At 71.7% G+C, this 16,309-nt stretch carries 16 protein-coding genes and 1 pseudogene; 7 read left to right on the plus strand and 10 right to left on the minus strand.

Features of this window, described 5'->3' with window-relative positions; genetic code table 11:
* Nucleotides 1–42: 42 nt before the first annotated feature.
* From ACZ6ZP_RS41160 to ACZ6ZP_RS41185, 6 genes are all read left to right on the plus strand, one after another.
* On the plus strand, nucleotides 43–690 hold the full coding sequence (locus ACZ6ZP_RS41160; RefSeq protein ID WP_351173491.1) for an amino acid ABC transporter permease: 648 nt from the start codon (nucleotides 43–45) through the stop codon (nucleotides 688–690).
* Complete coding sequence (locus ACZ6ZP_RS41165) at nucleotides 687–1,634, plus strand: amino acid ABC transporter permease (protein WP_351173489.1); 948 nt, start codon at nucleotides 687–689, stop codon at nucleotides 1,632–1,634. Before ACZ6ZP_RS41160 ends, ACZ6ZP_RS41165 begins: the two co-directional genes overlap by 4 nt.
* Nucleotides 1,635–1,895: 261 nt before the next feature.
* A complete protein-coding gene (locus ACZ6ZP_RS41170; protein ID WP_469410438.1) occupies nucleotides 1,896–3,539 on the plus strand; it encodes an FAD-dependent monooxygenase in 1,644 nt (547 codons plus the stop codon).
* Between the two features lie 58 nt (nucleotides 3,540–3,597).
* Nucleotides 3,598–3,669 carry a putative leader peptide gene (locus tag ACZ6ZP_RS41175; protein ID WP_309544753.1) on the plus strand — a complete coding sequence of 24 codons (72 nt, stop codon included), beginning with the start codon at nucleotides 3,598–3,600 and terminating at the stop codon, nucleotides 3,667–3,669.
* A 67-nt stretch (nucleotides 3,670–3,736) separates the two neighbouring features.
* Nucleotides 3,737–4,276 (plus strand): cupin domain-containing protein, encoded by a 540-nt coding sequence (locus ACZ6ZP_RS41180; protein ID WP_383823946.1) that lies wholly within the window; start codon nucleotides 3,737–3,739, stop codon nucleotides 4,274–4,276.
* Complete coding sequence (locus ACZ6ZP_RS41185) at nucleotides 4,267–4,680, plus strand: rhodanese-like domain-containing protein (RefSeq protein ID WP_383823995.1); 414 nt, start codon at nucleotides 4,267–4,269, stop codon at nucleotides 4,678–4,680. The genes ACZ6ZP_RS41180 and ACZ6ZP_RS41185 overlap by 10 nt, the downstream gene beginning before the upstream one ends.
* 25 nt (nucleotides 4,681–4,705) lie before the next feature.
* Here the strand turns inward: ACZ6ZP_RS41185 and ACZ6ZP_RS41190 are convergent, their stop codons facing one another.
* From ACZ6ZP_RS41190 to ACZ6ZP_RS41215, 6 genes are all read right to left on the minus strand, one after another.
* Nucleotides 4,706–7,249: an FtsX-like permease family protein gene (locus tag ACZ6ZP_RS41190; protein ID WP_469410439.1), complete on the minus strand. Its 2,544-nt coding sequence runs from the start codon at nucleotides 7,247–7,249 to the stop codon at nucleotides 4,706–4,708.
* On the minus strand, nucleotides 7,246–7,950 hold the full coding sequence (locus tag ACZ6ZP_RS41195) for a helix-turn-helix domain-containing protein (protein ID WP_468612565.1): 705 nt from the start codon (nucleotides 7,948–7,950) through the stop codon (nucleotides 7,246–7,248). Before ACZ6ZP_RS41195 ends, ACZ6ZP_RS41190 begins: the two co-directional genes overlap by 4 nt.
* A gap of 207 nt (nucleotides 7,951–8,157) precedes the next feature.
* Entirely contained in the window at nucleotides 8,158–8,907 is a 750-nt protein-coding gene (recX, locus tag ACZ6ZP_RS41200) for a recombination regulator RecX (protein ID WP_469410440.1), read from the minus strand.
* A gap of 3 nt (nucleotides 8,908–8,910) precedes the next feature.
* The gene (gene recA, locus ACZ6ZP_RS41205) at nucleotides 8,911–10,035 is read right to left on the minus strand and encodes a recombinase RecA (protein WP_361468314.1); all 1,125 of its coding nucleotides are present in this window, start codon (nucleotides 10,033–10,035) and stop codon (nucleotides 8,911–8,913) included.
* Between the two features lie 308 nt (nucleotides 10,036–10,343).
* Complete coding sequence (locus tag ACZ6ZP_RS41210) at nucleotides 10,344–11,651, minus strand: AI-2E family transporter (protein WP_351173784.1); 1,308 nt, start codon at nucleotides 11,649–11,651, stop codon at nucleotides 10,344–10,346.
* Nucleotides 11,652–11,755: 104 nt separating this feature from the next.
* Nucleotides 11,756–11,950, minus strand: a complete 195-nt coding sequence (locus ACZ6ZP_RS41215; protein WP_351173787.1) for a DUF3046 domain-containing protein — start codon at nucleotides 11,948–11,950, stop codon at nucleotides 11,756–11,758.
* A gap of 79 nt (nucleotides 11,951–12,029) precedes the next feature.
* Here ACZ6ZP_RS41215 and ACZ6ZP_RS41220 point away from each other — a divergent pair, with 79 nt between their 5' ends.
* A complete protein-coding gene (locus tag ACZ6ZP_RS41220) occupies nucleotides 12,030–12,995 on the plus strand; it encodes a hypothetical protein (RefSeq protein WP_351173790.1) in 966 nt (321 codons plus the stop codon).
* On the opposite strand, the gene ACZ6ZP_RS41225 is transcribed toward ACZ6ZP_RS41220, so the two are convergent.
* From ACZ6ZP_RS41225 to ACZ6ZP_RS41240, 4 genes and pseudogenes are all read right to left on the minus strand, one after another.
* On the minus strand, nucleotides 12,966–14,165 hold the full coding sequence (locus ACZ6ZP_RS41225) for a PucR family transcriptional regulator (RefSeq protein ID WP_366464493.1): 1,200 nt from the start codon (nucleotides 14,163–14,165) through the stop codon (nucleotides 12,966–12,968). The genes ACZ6ZP_RS41220 and ACZ6ZP_RS41225 overlap by 30 nt on opposite strands.
* A gap of 129 nt (nucleotides 14,166–14,294) precedes the next feature.
* Nucleotides 14,295–14,603 (minus strand): AzlD domain-containing protein, encoded by a 309-nt coding sequence (locus tag ACZ6ZP_RS41230; RefSeq protein WP_351173796.1) that lies wholly within the window; start codon nucleotides 14,601–14,603, stop codon nucleotides 14,295–14,297.
* Entirely contained in the window at nucleotides 14,600–15,397 is a 798-nt protein-coding gene (locus ACZ6ZP_RS41235; RefSeq protein WP_383823998.1) for an AzlC family ABC transporter permease, read from the minus strand. Before ACZ6ZP_RS41235 ends, ACZ6ZP_RS41230 begins: the two co-directional genes overlap by 4 nt.
* A 35-nt stretch (nucleotides 15,398–15,432) precedes the next feature.
* Nucleotides 15,433–16,287: pseudogene (locus tag ACZ6ZP_RS41240) on the minus strand (AraC family transcriptional regulator); the annotation flags it as partial.
* Nucleotides 16,288–16,309 lie beyond the last annotated feature (22 nt).

Raw genomic sequence — 16,309 nt, forward strand, 5'->3', positions numbered from 1 at the left:
CGATCACCTGCGACCCGTCGCGAAAGACCTCGCGGAGAATTCATGGACGTACTACTCGACAACCTGTCGCTTTTCCGCGAAGGGTTTTACGGGACTCTGAAGCTGACCGCATCCAGCGCGCTCGTTGCTGTGGTCGTCGGGGTCATCATCGCCGGGTTCCGGGTATCCCCCGTACCGCCGCTGCGAATATTCGGAACCCTCTGGGTCACGCTGCTGCGCAACACCCCGCTCACCCTGCTCTTCCTCGTGGCGTTCTTCGTCGTCCCCAAGGTGCTCTACCCCGACCTGGACTCCTTCCTCCTCGCCACGCTCGCCTGCGGTTTCTACACCTCCGCGTTCGTGGCCGAAGCGGTCCGCTCGGGCATCAACACGGTGCCTCTCGGGCAGGCCGAGGCGGCCCGGGCCGTCGGGCTCACCTTCAGCCAGACGATGCGGCTCATCGTGCTGCCGCAGGCCACGCGCACCGTGGTACCGCCGCTCTCCAGCATCTTCATCGCCCTGACGAAGAACACCGCCATCGCGGGTGCCTTCGACAACGTCGAGCTGTTCAACGTCTCCAAGACGCTGAGCAACGAGGGCTACGACATCGTGATGATCTTCCTCTGGATCACCATCGCGTACCTGATCATCACGTACGCCATCAACGGCCTCTTCCGGCTGCTCGAGCACCGCCTGGAGGTCGCCCGATGAGTGCCAACGTTCTCTTCGACGCCCCCGGCCCCAAGGCCCGTGTCCGCAACATCATCTACAGCGTCATCGGCACCGCCGCCCTCCTGGGCGGCATCCTCTGGGTCATTCTGCGGCTGAACGAAAAGGGTGAGTTCGAAGCCGACCTGTGGGACATCTTCAACTACACCGGAATTCAGCAGAACGTCCTTGACGGCCTTTTGGCCACGCTGAAGGTGTTCGCCCTCGCGGGCGTCTTCTCGCTGGTGTTCGCCGTGGTGCTCTGTGTGGCGCGGCTCTCCGAGCACAAGCCGGTGCGCTGGATCGCGGTCGCCTTCATCGACCTCTTCCGGTCCATTCCGCTGCTCATCACCATCTTCGCGTTCTGGGTCGGCCTCGTCGGCAACATGACCCCGTTCTGGGCGCTGGTGCTCGGCCTGACCATCTACAACGGATGCGTCCAGGCCGAGGTGCTCCGCGCGGGCATCAACGCGGTGCCCAAGGGCCAGATGGAGGCCGCCTACGCCCTGGGTCTGCGCAAGACCCAGGTCATGGCGTCGGTGCTCTTCCCGCAGGCGGTCCGGTCGATGCTGCCGACCATCATCAGCCAGCTGGTGGTGACGCTGAAGGACACCTCGCTCGGATTCTTCGTCCTCTACCCCGAGCTGCTCCAGTCGGCCCGCCTGATCGCCAACAACACTCCGGTCAACGGCGTTTACCCGTTCGTCCAGACGGTCACCGTGTTCGGCGCCATCTACATCGGCCTCTGCATGATCCTGTCCTCGCTGGCCACCTGGATCGAGAAGCGCGGACGTCGCGCCAAGACCGGTATCGCCGTCGCCGCGGCCGCCGAACCGGCCGAGGCACCCGGTGTGCTCGATCCCTCCGCGCCGCTCGGCCCCACCGCCGCGGGCACCGCGGCAGCGGACGCGCAGCCGGACGACGGCCCCACGGACAAGAAGATCTGACGCGACCTCAGCGTCGGGAACCACCCGCACGAAAGCTCGTCCGTCAGGGCCCGCCGAGGACACTCGGCGGGCCCTGACGCGTCCTCTGCCTCCCGTTCCCCACGAACGGCCCCCGAGGGAGCTCCGCCACCGTGCGTCCAGCTTGACGGGTCGGCACGCAGTCTGTTGCATACGTTCTGTGATCGTGCACCGGGCTCCAATTGCCAGTTCCTGTACGTACGTCCAGCGCTCCCGGGCCCTTGCGGCGGGAGGGTGCGCACCGTGGACCCGGTGATCGTCGTCGGCGCGGGCCCCGTGGGCCTCGCGTTCGCCCTGGCTCTCGCACGTCACTCCGTGCCCACCGTCGTGCTCGACGAAGGACCGGGCAAGGACGAGCAGCGGGCCGCGCGGACCGTCGTCCTGCGGGATGACACGGCGGCCCTCATGGAGCGGCTCACCGGTCACTCGTTCGGCGACCAGGAGTCCGGCGCACGGTGGGGCGGCTGGCGTTCCCTGCGGCGCAAGCAGCTGATGCGGGAGCTCACGTTCAGTGATGAGGTGCCGGCCCCGCTTCACGTGGCCCAGCACGTGCTGACCGGCGCCCTGCGCGCGGCCATCGCCGAGGAGCGGCTGATCAAGGTCGCGGTGGAGAGCAAGCTCGACTCCCTGGAGCAGGACGCGGGCGGACTGACCGCCCACACGCGCGGCCCCAAGGACAACTGGTGGCGGGGCAGTTATCTGGTGGGCTGCGACGGACCGCGGTCGACGGTGCGCAAGCTCCTCGACATCCGCTTCCCGGGGCGCACGGCCGTCGAGCGACACGCCGTCGCCGCCCTGCGCACGGAACTTCCCCGGCCCGGCGAGGCGTTGTTGCATCGGATGCCTCCGTGGCGCCACGGAGGCGCCGAGGTGACGGGCCGTCCGCTCGCCGGCGGGGTGTGGCGGATCGACTGGCTGCTGCCGCCGCGCGGCGAGCTCGTGACGCCCGACGCCCTCGTGGTGCGCATCCGCGAGACCCTCGCGGGCTGGTGCGGGGGCGCCACGCCGCCGTACGAACTGCTCGACACGGGCGTGCACACCGTCCACCACCGGCTGGCCCGCCGGTGGCGGGTCGGCCGTGCCTTCCTCGCGGGCGACGCCGCGCATCTGCTCGGCGCGCTCGGCACCCAAGGCCTCGACGAGGGGCTGCGGGACGTGGACAACCTCGCCTGGAAGCTGGCCCTTGCCTGGCACCACGGCGCGCGGGACACCCTGCTCGACAGCTACCAGGCCGAGCGGCGGGCCGGGGTCGCCGCACGCCTGCGCGCCGCCGACCAGTCGCTGCCGATACTGCGGGGCGGCAAAGGCCTGCGCTCGTACGTGCCGGGGTCGGCGCGCGGCCACGACATGCTCCTCACCGACGGCCACGTGGGACGCGGGCCGCTCGGCGCCCCGGGGTCGTACGCGGAGTCACCGCTGGCGCCCCCGCCCTCCGAGTCCGAGGTCCCCGTGGGCACGGAACCGGGGTCTCCGGTGGCCGACGTGCCGGTGACGGCACCCGACGGATCCTTCGTGCGGCTGCGGGACCGGCTCGGCCTGGGGCAGCTGCTGGTCGTCCTCGTCGCGCCCGGCACGGTGGTGTGGGAGCGGCGGCACTGGGTGACGGCCGGGATCATGCCCCGGCTCGCCGCCGCCGTCACGGCGCTGCCGCACCCGGCGGAACTGCTCGTGGCGGAGGGTTACCCCGGGGCCGCAGCGCACTCGGTGCTGCTCATCCGCCCCGACGGCCACCTGGTCACCGCGCTGAGCGGGGTACGCCCGGCCGAGCTGTATACGGCGGCCGAGGCGGCCCTGGGCGGGGCGGAACGGAAGCGGCGCGAGAAGAGCGCGGACGCTACGGAGAAGGCGGAGAGTACGGCCGTCGCGGGGCGGCCGACCACACAGTGAGAACGGGTTGACCGGCACGCAGCGTCATGGTCTACTCCGAAACGTGACCGACACCGATGTGCGCCTGTGGCGGAGGGTCCATATGGACCTCGTCCGCTATGCGGGCTGCGTGTGTCGTCCGTCCTGCTGAATTCGCCTCTCCCTCTCGCGTGCCCTCTTCTCGGCGCGCGTTTCCGCGAACGTCCAGGACGGTAGCCATGTCCCTCTCTGTCACCAACCCTTCTTCTGCCTCCCCTGCGGTGTCGGCGCCCACCGCCGCAGATCTTCTCGATTTCGTGCGTCGCAGTGCCTCCGACCCCGAGCTCATCGCCTCGCTGCCACTCGACCCCGAGGGGCGCACCTGGGTGCGGCTCGAAGGGCCCGGTGGCAGCGAGGCCTGGCTGATCGGCTGGCCGCCGGGAACCGGCACCGGCTGGCACGACCACGCGGAGTCGGTCGGCGCCTTCCTCACCGCCGCCGGCACCCTCAAGGAGAACTCGCTCGCCGCCCGGCTGCCCACCGACGGCTGGAAGACCCTGGAGCTGTCCGACGGGGTGGACCGCGAACGGGAGTTGACGGCCGGCAAGGGCAGGGCGTTCGGCCAGAACCACGTGCATGAGGTGCTGAACGAGTCCACGAGCGAACACGCCGTCTCCGTGCACGCCTACTACCCTCCGCTGCCGCGCATCCGCCGCTACAGCCGCACGGGCGCGGTCCTGCGCCTGGAGTCCGTGGAGCGCCCGGAGGACTGGCAGTGAGTGGGCATCAGACAGCAGGCGAACGTCCCGTCGGCATCGACGAGTTGCTGGAGCGTGTGCGGCGCGACCTCGACCGGGTCACTCCGGAGGAGGCGCGCGACACCGCTGCCGCGGGGGGACTTCTGGTCGACATCCGGTACGCCGCCCTGCGCGAGCGCGACGGTCTGATCCCCGGCGCCCTCGTCGTCGAGCGCAATGAGCTGGAGTGGCGCCTGGACCCGCAGGGCAGCCACCGTGCCGCGGAGGCCGTCGGCCATGACCTGCGGGTCGTCGTGATCTGCAACGAGGGCTACGCGTCGAGCCTCGCGGCCGTCTCCTTGCGGCAGTTGGGGCTGCGGCACGCGACCGACCTCGTCGGCGGGTTCCAGGCGTGGAAGGCCGCCGGGCTTCCCGTCGCGGGGTGAGTGCGCGCCTCACTCGTCGGCCGTTTCACTCCTTGGCCGTTGCCACGGTGACGGGGCGCGGCTTCAGGGCGACCCGGCCCGGGAGCGCGGTGGCGGTGAGGGCGAGCAGAGCCGCGACGGCCACCACGGAGACGTACACCAGGGGTGTGATCGAGGGCGCGGCGCTGCCGGTCATGCCGACGCTGAAGGCGGTCAGGACGGCGAGCGCGATACCGCTGCCGAGTGCCGTGCCGATGAGCAGGACGGACAGGGCCTCGGTGCGCAGCATGCGCAGGACCTGGCGGCGGCCGGCGCCCACGAGACGCAGCATCGCGAACTCACGGACGCGCTCGGAGACCGACATCGCGAGGGTGTTGACGACGGCGATCGCGGTGAAGGCCAGGATCAGGCCCATGGCCAGGTAGTTCACTTCGGCGTTCGCCTGCTGGCGCTCGGCCTGGAGGTTGTCGACGGCGGCCGGGGCGAGAACGCGCACGCCCGGGAACTTCGCGAGGCCTGCCGCGAATTGTTCCTGTGTACGGTCGCTCTTGATCAGGACCGTGGCGGCGAGCGGGTTGTCGACGTGGCGGGCGACCAGGTCGTGCGCCATGGTCAGGTCCCCGAACCCGAGCCCGCGCGCGTACACGGCGCTGACCTTGAGCGCGGTCTTCGTGCCGTCGCCGAGCGTGAGCTTGAGAGTGCTGCCGGGCTTCAAGCCGAGCTGGTCGGCGGCCAGTTCGCTGACGGCGACGCTGCCCTTGCCGAAGCCCTTCAGGGACCCGGCGGTGACGTCCGGGTCCCAGGTCCGGGTGAGCCCGGCCGTGCTGACGCCCTGCGCGGGGTACTTGGCGAGTCCGACGCGCACGGTGGTGCGGACGATCTCGGTGGCGGCCTCGACGCCTTCGGTCGCACGCAGCTTCTGCGCGGCCTGGGCCGGGACGCCGGGCCCCTGTGCCGCAAGGACCCAGTCGGCGCGGATGCCCTCGCGGGCCTGTGCGCGGGCCGCGTCGCCGAGGGTGGGCTGGACGAACAGGACGGTGCAGGTCATGCCGGTGAGCAGGGCGAGCGGGGTGACGGCTGCCGCCATCCGGGCGGCGTTGCCGCGGAGGTTGGCGTGCGCGAGGCGGCCGCCGGGGCCGGAGAGCCGCAGCGGGCCGCGGAGTACGGCGGCCGCCGCCCTGACCACGAGCGGTCCGAGGAGCGCGATGGCGGAGGAGAGGACCACAACGGCCAGGAACGTCACGGGAGTCGACGCGGGCTCGGTACGCAGCACGCTGAGCACGGCGACCAGCACGACACCTCCGGCAAGGAGGACGAGCCCGGCGACGATGCGGCTCCACGCGGGCCGGGTGCGCTCGACACGTGCTTCGGCGAGGGCCTCGGCCGGGCGGATACCGGCGATGCGGCGCGCCGAGAGGCGGGCCGCGGCCCAGGCGCCGAGCAGCGTCGCGGCCACGGCGGCGAACACCGGGAAAACGCTGACGGTCCGCTCCAGGGTGGCGGGGACGGCGCCCATGTCCACGAACTTGCCGTGCAGCCAGCCGCCGAGCGGGATGCCGGCGAGCGAGCCGATGATGCCCGCGGCCGCACCGACGATCAGGGCCTCGCGGCCGAGAAGCTTGCGGATCTGCTTCGGGGTGGCGGCGATGGCTCGCAGCAGGGCCAGTTCGCGGTGGCGCTGCTGCACGGAGAGGGCGAACGTGCCGACGACCACGAGGACGGCGACGAGGAGGGAAGTACCGCCCATCGCGCCGCCCATGCTGACCAGCTTGACGCGGGCGCCCGCCGCGTCGAGGAACTCCACGGGGCCACGGTCGTCGCCAACGCTGACCTGCGCTTTCGTACCGGCAAGGGCGTCCGTGACCGCCTTCTTGAGGTCACCCGTCCCGGTGCCCTCGGCCGGCACGACGCCGAGCGCGGTGATCTGGCCGGGGTGGGCGGCGAGCCGCTCGGCCTCCGCGGCGGAGAAGAAGAGGGACGTCTGGTGGGCGAGGGCGCCTTGGGCGGGGGTCGCGATGCCGGTGATGCGGTAGGAGCGCGGGGCCTGGGTCGACTGGACGGTGAGGCGGTCACCGGTCTTGAGGTGGGCACGCCCGGCGAGGTCGCGGTCGATGACGAGGTCGCCCGCGGCGCGCGGGGCCTTGCCCTCGACGAGCCCGAAGGGGGTCAGTGCGGCCGACTCCCAGGCGTGGCCGTACGCGGGCCTGTCGGCGAGGTCACCGGCGGCGGGGTTCAACGGCGTGGCGAGGAAGGTGAGTTCGGGGACGACCTTGCCGACACCCGGCACGCCCTTGAGCTTGCGTGCGATGTCGTCCGACAGCCAGGCCCGCTCGGCGATCGGCTTGGCCTTGTGCTTGACCTTGGTCTTGCCCTTCTTGTGTTTGACCGTGGTCTGGTGGACGTTCTGGTCCGCGGAGACGATCACGGGGGCCGCGGCGTAGCGCTCGGTCTGGATGGTGCCGCGCAGGCCGGTCTCCAGGAGGGTGCCGCAGGCCGTGATGAGCGCGGCGGCGCACATCAATGCCAGGAAGGCGCCGAGGAATCCGCCCTTGCGGTCTCGGACTGTCTGCAGTGCGTAGCGCAGCATCATGATGTCGCCTCGGGCTCGGAGGAAGGGGAGGGCAGGGGCGTGCGGGAGGACCCGGGATCGCCGGGCGGCGCGGGCGGCGCTGGTGCCGGGAAGGCCAGGAGACGCGTGAGCACGGTGCGGGCGCCGGCCGGTGTCTCGGCGTCGGGGCGCTTGTAGCGGTTGAGCAGGGCGATGTACTCCTCGAAGAACGCGCGGAGTTCGGGGAGCGTCAGCCGGATCGTGCCGCGCGAGTACGGGAACGCGTCGGCCCACTCACCGAGGTCGGTGCCGCCCTCTCGCTGCAGCTGCTCGAAGAGCTCCAGGTCGGCGGCGTACGAGAGGTGGTTCAGCTCGTCCATGACGAGCCGCGTCTCGGCGTTCTGCTCGCTACGGGGCGGGAAGCGCCGGTCGCCGGGGATCGCGCGCCACCAGCGTTCGCGTCCGTGGCCCGTGCCCGTGGTCTCCTCGACGAAGCCGTAGCGGGCGAGTTCGCGCAGGTGGTAGCTGGTGGCCCCGGTGTTGAGACCGAGCGCCCTGGCGAGCGTCGCGGAGGTGGCCGGGCCGTGCACGGTGAGGTGCTGAAGCATCTGCTGCCGCCGGGGCTGTGCGAGCGCCTTGAGGACGCGGAGGTCGCTCAGCTTCTCGGGGAGGGCGCCCCGTTCCGCGGGGAGGGTGCTCAGCTCCTCGGGTGCGCCGTCGGTCGTGCCGGGTTCCTTTGCCATGCGTACACAGTCGTCTGTGCACAGGTTCCTTTGCAGTGCGGCGGACCGGCGTCTTCGGCCGGGGGTTAACCCCACCCCGGTGAACCCCACCCCTCAGGCGGAGAGGGGGAGTTCGGGGCCCTGGGAACGCGAAAGGGCCGGGCCGCGGTTCTCACCGCACTGCCCGGCCCGGACCTGAGCCCCACCCCCGCGAGGGCCCTGGTCAGCTCATCCCCCGTCGTACCCCAAGTCCCCCGGGTCCTCGCCCTCTTCCTCGATCGCCTGCCGGACGATCCGGAGTGCCAGGCCTTCCGAGTAGCCCTTGCGGGCGAGCATGCCCGCGAGGCGGCGCAGTCGCTTGTCGCGGTCCAGGCCGCGCGTCGCGCGGAGCTTGCGGGCGACGAGCTCGCGCGCGGTCGCCTCCTCCTGCTCCGAGTCGAGCTGCCCGACGGCCTCCTCGATCAGCGTGGCGTCCACGCCCTTCGTCCGCAGCTCCTGCGCGAGCGCCCGTCGGGCCAGGCCCCGGCCGTGGTGCCGGGACTCCACCCACGCTCCCGCGAAGGCGCCGTCGTTGATCAGGCCGACCTCTTCGAAGCGGGTCAGCACCTCGTCCGCCACGTCGTCCGGGATCTCCCGTTTGCGCAGCGCGTCCGCCAGCTGTTTGCGCGTGCGCGGGGTCCCGGTGAGCAGGCGCAGGCAGATCGCCCGTGCCCGCTCACCCGGATCCGTCGGCGGCTCCCCCTTCTTCTCGGCCCTCGACGAGGAAGGGGGGCCGCTGTCCTGTGTTCCGCCGCCTCGGCCTTCACCGAAGCCGCCACGCCGTCGGCGCCCCCTCCGGCCGCCGCCCCCGCGGAAGCCGGTGCCGTCACCCTCCTGGTCGGCGCCGCTCTGATCCGCACCGTCCGCGAGGCCGCTGCCCGCGGGGTCGGTGGGGTAATCGGGGGTGACCTGGTCCGCCCAGTCCGTGCGCCGCGTCATGGATCAGCTCTTGGCCGCGGCGGCCTTGGGCTTGGTGGCCTTGGTCGCCGGTGCGGGCACCGTCTTGGCGGCGTCCTCGACCGCGTCCCCCGCGTCCTTGGCCGGCTCGGCAGCGGGCTCCTCCGCCTTCGGCTTCACGCCGACACCCAGCTTGTCCTTGATCTTCTTCTCGATCTCGTCGGCGAGGTCGGGGTTGTCCTTGAGGAAGTTGCGGGCGTTCTCCTTGCCCTGGCCGAGCTGGTCGCCCTCGTACGTGTACCAGGCGCCGGCCTTGCGGACGAAGCCGTTCTCCACGCCCATGTCGATCAGGCCGCCCTCGCGGCTGATGCCCTGGCCGTAGAGGATGTCGAACTCGGCCTGCTTGAAGGGCGGCGCGACCTTGTTCTTGACGACCTTGACGCGGGTGCGGTTGCCGACCGCGTCCGTGCCGTCCTTCAGGGTCTCGATGCGGCGGATGTCGAGCCGCACCGACGCGTAGAACTTCAGCGCGCGGCCACCGGTCGTGGTCTCCGGCGAGCCGAACATCACGCCGATCTTCTCGCGCAGCTGGTTGATGAAGATCGCGGTGGTCTTGGACTGGTTGAGCGCGCTGGTGATCTTCCGCAGTGCCTGGCTCATCAGGCGGGCCTGCAGACCCACGTGCGAGTCACCCATCTCGCCCTCGATCTCCGCGCGCGGCACCAGGGCCGCGACGGAGTCGATCACGATCAGGTCGAGGGCGCCGGAACGGACCAGCATGTCGACGATCTCCAGCGCCTGCTCGCCGTTGTCCGGCTGGGACAGGATGAGGTTGTCGATGTCGACGCCGAGCTTCTTCGCGTACTCGGGGTCCAGGGCGTGCTCGGCGTCGATGAAGGCCACCGAGCCGCCTGCCCGCTGGGCGTTCGCCACCGCGTGCAGCGTCAGCGTCGTCTTACCGGAGGACTCCGGCCCGTACACCTCCACCACACGGCCGCGCGGGATGCCGCCGACGCCGAGCGCGACGTCGAGCGCGGTCGATCCGGTGGGGATGACCTCGATGGGTTCGTTCGGCCGCTCGCCCATGCGCATCACTGCGCCCTTGCCGAATTGCCGTTCAATCTGTGCGAGCGCGGCTTCGAGCGCCTTCTCGCGGTCGGTTCCTGCCATGGGTTCCACCCGATTTGCTTGTGTCGATCGCTTCACGTCAATGACGCTAGCGCCTGCCACTGACAATCCGCCCCGACGCCCGTCCCGCCTGTGGATAACTCGAGGCGATCGCCCCGCCGAAATCCGCCGGAGCCCCAGGGATCCCCCCGCGAAAACCCCGGGAAAACGCCGCCAGGCAACCTATGAGAATGGATGTTCGATTTCGGTGTCAAGCGCACCACGCGGCTCCACCGAGAGTACGGAAGGGTCCGGTCCGCCCGGCGCACATCGCCCCTGAGACCCTCCGCGTCGCTCCTCCGCGTCGCCCTCTACTCCGGGCCGGAGCCCGATGCGGGACCGGGGCGCGAGCCCGCGGCCTCCTCCGCCGCGACCTCGGCCTCCGACGCCGCTCCCGGACGATTCGGCCCGCGCAGGGCACGCCGTACGCGCGTGAGGAGGGACGCCCCGCCCTTGCGCCGGTGCCCGTGGACGCGCGGGTCGTCCGTGACGTCGTACCGCTTCACGTACGCCCCCAGGAACGCCTGGAGTGTCGCGATCGCCGGGATGGAGATCAGGGCGCCGACCGCGCCGAGGAGCGCCGTGCCGGCGATGACCGACCCGAAGGCGACCGCCGGGTGGATGTCCACGCTCTTGGCGGTGAGCTTGGGCTGCAGGACGTAGTTCTCGAACTGCTGGTAGACCACTACGAAGATCAGCACCCACAGCGCGTACCAGGGATCGACCGTGAAGGCGATCAGCATCGGCAGCGCGCCCGCCAGATACGTGCCGATGGTCGGGATGAACTGCGAGACCAGGCCCACCCACACCGCGAGCACGGGCGCGTACGGCACACCGAGGGCCTGGAGCAGGACGTAGTGCGCGACTCCGGAGATCAGTGCCATCAGACCGCGCGAGTAGAGATAACCGCCGGTCTTGTTCACCGCGATCTCCCAGGCGCGCAGCACCTCGGCCTGCCGGGCGGGCGGCAGCACCGAGCAGAGCGCGCGCCGCAGCCGCGGTCCGTCGGCCGCGAAGTAGAACGAGAACAGCAGGACCGTCAGGAGCTGGAAGAGGCCACCGAGGACCTGCGCCGAGACGTCCAGGACGCCGCTCGCGCTGTTCTGCACGTACTTCTGCAGCCAGTCCGAGTGGACCAGGCTGTCCTGGATCTCGACCCGGGAGAGCTCCGTGTGGAACGTCTGGTTGATCCAGCTGATGACATCGTCGAGGTACTCGGGGAAGTCCTCGACCATTTCCACGATCTGGCCCGCGAGCATCGACCCCATGAGCGTGATGAAGCCCGCGCTCGCGATCAGGACGCCGAGGAAGACCAGGAAGGTGGCGAAGCCCCTGCGCAGCCCGCGCGCGGCCATCCAGCTCACCGCGGGCTCGACCGCGAGCGCCAGGAAGAACGCGATCAGAATGTTGATCAGCAGTCCTGTGACCTGGTGGAAGGCCCAACTGCCCAGCTGGAAACAGGCGATGAGCGCGAGGGCGAGCACCATGGCGCGCGGCAGCCAGCGCGGCATGCTGGCGGCCCGCCCGGTCTCCGCCCCGTTCGGAGGCCGTGCGGGCGGCGTGGTGCCGAGCGGAGCTACGTCCTGAGTGACCTGCGCGGTCTCGTCTGTCGATGACACAGAGCCAGTCTCGCCCACGCCGCCGACATTCAGCCGCCGCCCCCGCATCTTGACGGTCTCCGGCGCCCGGGACGAGCCGCGGGAAGACGGCGGGCCGTCCGGTGTCAGCGCCTGTCGGCCGGCACGTCCATCGCCGTGCACACGGCACGCCAGACGTCCTTGGCGTCCCAGCCCGCGTCCAGTGCCTGATGCACCGTGCGGCCGCCGAGCTCCGCCATCACGTGATCGCGAGCGAACGAGTCCGCGTACCCCTGTCCGAAGTGGTCCGCCATCCGCTCCCAGAAAATCGTCAACCGCATGCCTTCAGTATCGCGCCCTAGAGAGTGCAGCCGGACGCAGGGGGCTTACCGAAGGCGCTTTCCGGCCTACGGTCTGTGCATGGCCGAAACCGGAGCATCCCCGCACGCCGCGCCCTCGCCGGTCGCACGCGCCGAGCACTTCGTCTGGCTCACCGCGCGCGTCCTGGAACAGCGGCGGTTCGCGTACCACTTCCTGAGCGGCACGGGCGGCGCGGGCGGCACCGGAGCCGACCCGGCGGCCGATGCCGTCGAGACCGCCCTGGCCGCGTACGGCACCGTGGACGGCGGGTACGGGTACGCGCTCGAACCGGATCTGCGCGGCCCCGTCAGCCAGCCCCTGCACGCCGGGCACGCGCTGCGCGTCCTGGACTCGATCCGGCGCTGCGGCGGGCAGCGGGTGGAGCGCGTGTGCCGCTATCTGACCTCGGTGTCGACGTCCGACGGCGCCCTTCCGGCGATCCATCCAAGCCAGCGCGGCTACCCCTCGGCGCCGTTCGTGCCCGTGGTGGACGATCCGCCGAGCGAACTCCTCGCCACCGGCCCCGTAGTGGGCCTGTTGCACCGCAACGAGGTGTGGCACGCCTGGCTGTTCAGGGCCACCGACTTCTGCTGGGCGGCCGTCGAGTCCCTCGAGAAGTCCCATCCGTACGAGATCGAGGCGGCCGTCGCGTTCCTCGACGGGGCACCCGACCGCCCGCGCGCGCAGGCGGCCGCCGACCGGCTGGGCAGGATCGCGCGGGAGCAGGGCCTGGTGGCCCTCGACCCCGAGCGATTGGACGCGTATCCCGTGGCGCCCGGCTACGCACCGGGTGAGCACCACTTCGCGCACGACTACGCGAAGGCCCCCGAGTCGCTCGCGCGCGCGTGGTTCACCGACGAGGAGATGGCGCGCTCCCTGGACTTCCTGAAGCGCGAGCAGCAGGAGGACGGCGGCTGGCCCATCCGCTGGCGGCAGTGGGCGCCGACCACCGCCCTCGAAGCGCGCCCGATCGTCACCATCGAGGCGCTGCGCACGCTACGGGCCTACGGGCGCCCCATCGCCTGACGGAGGCTCCTCGGCCTCCCTCAGCAGCAGTGCCGCGATGGCGAGCGCCGTGCCGCGCGGCGCCGACAGGTCGATGCCGGTGCGTTCGCCGATCTTCGCGAGGCGGTTGTCGACGGTGTTGGGGTGCAGGCCGAGGGCGGCGGCGGTCGCCCTGCGGTCCTGCTGGTGGCCGAGGTGGGTGCGCAGCGTCTCCAGGAGCTCGGGTCGGTCGGCGACCGGGTCGAGCAGTGCGGAGATGAGGTGGCTGCTCTCGTTGCGGCGGGAGAGGTGGTACTCCAGAAGCACGTCGTCCATGCGGTGCAGTCCCGGAGGCATGCCGCACGCGCGCGTGATGCGCAGGATCTCGGTCGCGGTACGGGCCGCGCCGGTCACGGCCTCGGGCCCCGCGGCGTCCACGGCGGCCACGCGCACGGGCAGGTCGCAGGCCTTGCTCAGGCGGCGGGGCAGGTCTTCGGGAGCCCGGCACTCCCTGGGCACGATGACCCGGCCGCCGTCGGTCTCAAGGAGCGCGAGCACCTCCACGTCGAAGGCGTGGTCCAGGGCGGTCTGTACGCGCCGCAGCCGCCGCCGTACCGCCACGGGGCCTTCGGCCGGCGCCCCGTCGAAGCCGACCGCGAGGACGAGCGCGGGACCCGCCAGGCGCAGTTGGTCGAGGAGCACGTGTCCGGGCGGCACCATGCCGTCGAGCAGGCCGCGCACCAGGGAACTGCGCTGGGCGCGCTGCTCGGCCTCCAGCGCGGAGCGCTCGTCCAGGTAGGTCTCGGCCACGGTCCCGACGACGGCGGGGTGCGACTGCAGCAGTACGTCCACGAGTTCGACCAGGGCCGCCTCCTCGCCGGGGCGTGCCACGTCGCGCAGCGCCTGCCACAGGACGTAGACGCCCAGCGCGTGCGTACGCAGCAGCAGGTGCAGCGGCATGCCCTCTTCCGCGCGCTGTGCGGCCCGCTCGCGGAAGAGCCGGTGGCTGCCGGGCTGATCGGTGACGCGGCGCAGGAAGAGGCGCACTCCGTGGCGTGCGGTCGCGGCTATCTCCACGTCCTTCACGTCGTCGGGGAGCTCCGCGTATCCGGGCAGCTCCTCGAACGACTCACGGGCCATCCTGCGGGCCAGTTCATTGACCCGGGGCTCGCACCGCGCCGCGAGAGACCTGGCTTCGGAGGACAGCGCCACGGTGTCTCCTCTCCGGGGGTGGGGCCGCGGTTGTGACGCGTCACATTACCCACGGGGTCTGTGCGCGACGGGAGCGGGTGCTCGAGGCCACCGATACCTGTGAGTCCCTGTGGAGGACGGCACCGAAGCTCAACCCGTGAGCGCCCGCACCCCCGCGGTGACGACCACCGCCGCCCCGATGACGACCAGGAACGGGGCGCGCAGCAGCAGCGCCACGGCCGCCGCCACGAGCCCCAGCGCCTTGGCGTCGAGCTCCAGGACCCGGCCGTCGGCGAAGGCCTGCTGGGCCGTGAGCGCGGCGAGCAGGGCCACGGGCAGCAGGGCGGCCATGCGCTTGACGAGCGGACGCTCCAGGGCGCCCGCGGGCACCAGGAGGCCCGCGAGCTTCACGAGGTAGCAACCGACGAAGGTCACGCCGATCGCGATCCAGATGTTCAACGGTCTTCCTTCTGTGCGTCGTTCCGAGCGTTGTACTGGGTGTCGTTCCGGGCGCCGTCGGGGCGTGCCTCTTCCTTGGCGGCGGCCTTGCGGCCCTCTACGTAGAGCACCGCCGGCACGGCGAGCGCGGCCACCAGGACCGGCACCCCCGCGGGCAGCACGGGCAGCAGGCCGAGCCCCAGGACGACCGCGATCGCCGCCACCGCCCGCTCCGTGGCCGTCCGCAGCATCGGCGCGAGCAGCGCCAGGAAGACCGCGGGCCCCGCGGCGTCAAGCCCCCACGCGTCCGTGTCTCCGATGGCCTCCGCGCCGAGCGCCCCCAGGAGCGTGGTGAGGTTCCACAGCACGTAGAGGCTCAGTCCGGTGACGGTGAACCCGATGCGGGCGGCGCGCCGTGTCGGCTGGGCGAGCGAGACGGCGGTGGTCTCGTCGATGACCCAGTGGGCGGCGAACGGGCGCACCGCGCGCGGGAGGGCAAGCAGCTGCGAGAGGCGCAGTCCGTAGAACGCGTTGCGTACGCCGAGGAAGAAGGCACCCGCTGCCGCGGTGAACGGGTTCCCGCCGCCCGCGAGCGCCCCGACCAGCGCGAACTGCGAGGCGCCGGTGAAGACCAGCAGGCTGAGCGCGCAGGTCTGCAGCACGGTGAGGCCGCTGCCCGCCGAGGTCACTCCGAAGGCGAAGCCGGAGAGGCCGACGGCGATCCCGACGCCGAGGGCGTCGCGGACCACGGCGGAGTCGGGTTTCTCCGGTGTGCGGGGGGTCTGGTCGCCGTGCTCGATCCGGCCTGGGCCTATGTCTGCGGGTGTCGTCTGTTCTGCCACACGCCGGACGGTACGAGGAGGGCCGACGCGCCGTCTTGTACGTTCTTGCGCTCGCGCTGGTACGCCCCGGGCGGCACCCCGACGATCCGCGCGAAGTGCCGGTTCAGGTGCGGCTGGTCGGTGAACCCCACGGCGACGGCCGCCTCCGCGGGCGCCGTGCCCACGTCCAGGAGGCGCCGTGCGGCGCGCACGCGCGCATCGGTGAGCCACGCGTGCGGAGGCATCCCGTACGCGTCACGGAAGGCCCGCAGCAGGGCGAAGGGGCCGACTCCGAGGTCGGTGGCGAGCCGCTCCAGGCTCGGCGGGTCGGCCATCCGCTCATCGAGGACCGCACGCGCGCGTGCCGCGATCCTGGCCCCCGCCGTGGGCACGGCGCGCTCGGGGAGGGGCCCGCCGTTCAGCCGCAGCAGCCGGGTCACGGCCACCCGCAGGAGGGTGTCGGCGGCGAGCGCGTTGCCCTCCTCGGCGGCGCGCAGCACCCGGTGGACGAGGGTCACGGCGTACGGGTCATCGAGCACCGGACGGACGAAGCCGGGGGTTCCGCGGATCGTGGTGGTCTCGGCGGCGATGGCGGTGACCAGCTCCGGCGACGGATAGACCGCCGCGTACCGCCATCCCTCGGGTGCGCCGGCCCGGCCGGTGTGCGTGGTGTCCGGGTTGATCAGGGCCAGCGTCCCCGGCCCCGCGTGCTGATCGGCGCCACCGTGGTGGAACACGTCGACGCCCTCGGCGATCGCGGCGATCACGAAGTGCTCGTGGGTGTGCCGCACGAACGTCTTGCTGATGTAGTGGGCCCGCAGCAGGTCGACCCCGGGCAGCTCCGCGTAACGCCAGTGCCGCGCCTGCTCCGCCGAACCTGCCATGGCCCCATTCTGCGACAGCCAC

This window comes from Streptomyces sp. NPDC054047 (genome assembly GCF_055585065.1).

Excerpts from the sequence above, each read along its gene's own strand:
- ACZ6ZP_RS41165 (WP_351173489.1), top strand. The coding sequence starts at position 687 with ATGAGTGCCAACGTTCTCTTCGACGCCCCCGGCCCCAAGGCCCGTGTC.
- ACZ6ZP_RS41195 (WP_468612565.1), bottom strand. The coding sequence starts at position 7,950 with ATGGCAAAGGAACCCGGCACGACCGACGGCGCACCCGAGGAGCTGAGC.
- recX (WP_469410440.1), bottom strand. The coding sequence starts at position 8,907 with ATGACGCGGCGCACGGACTGGGCGGACCAGGTCACCCCCGATTACCCC.
- ACZ6ZP_RS41180 (WP_383823946.1), top strand. The coding sequence starts at position 3,737 with ATGTCCCTCTCTGTCACCAACCCTTCTTCTGCCTCCCCTGCGGTGTCG.
- ACZ6ZP_RS41215 (WP_351173787.1), bottom strand. The coding sequence starts at position 11,950 with ATGCGGTTGACGATTTTCTGGGAGCGGATGGCGGACCACTTCGGACAG.
- recA (WP_361468314.1), bottom strand. The coding sequence starts at position 10,035 with ATGGCAGGAACCGACCGCGAGAAGGCGCTCGAAGCCGCGCTCGCACAG.
- ACZ6ZP_RS41220 (WP_351173790.1), top strand. The coding sequence starts at position 12,030 with ATGGCCGAAACCGGAGCATCCCCGCACGCCGCGCCCTCGCCGGTCGCA.
- ACZ6ZP_RS41160 (WP_351173491.1), top strand. The coding sequence starts at position 43 with ATGGACGTACTACTCGACAACCTGTCGCTTTTCCGCGAAGGGTTTTAC.
- ACZ6ZP_RS41190 (WP_469410439.1), bottom strand. The coding sequence starts at position 7,249 with ATGATGCTGCGCTACGCACTGCAGACAGTCCGAGACCGCAAGGGCGGA.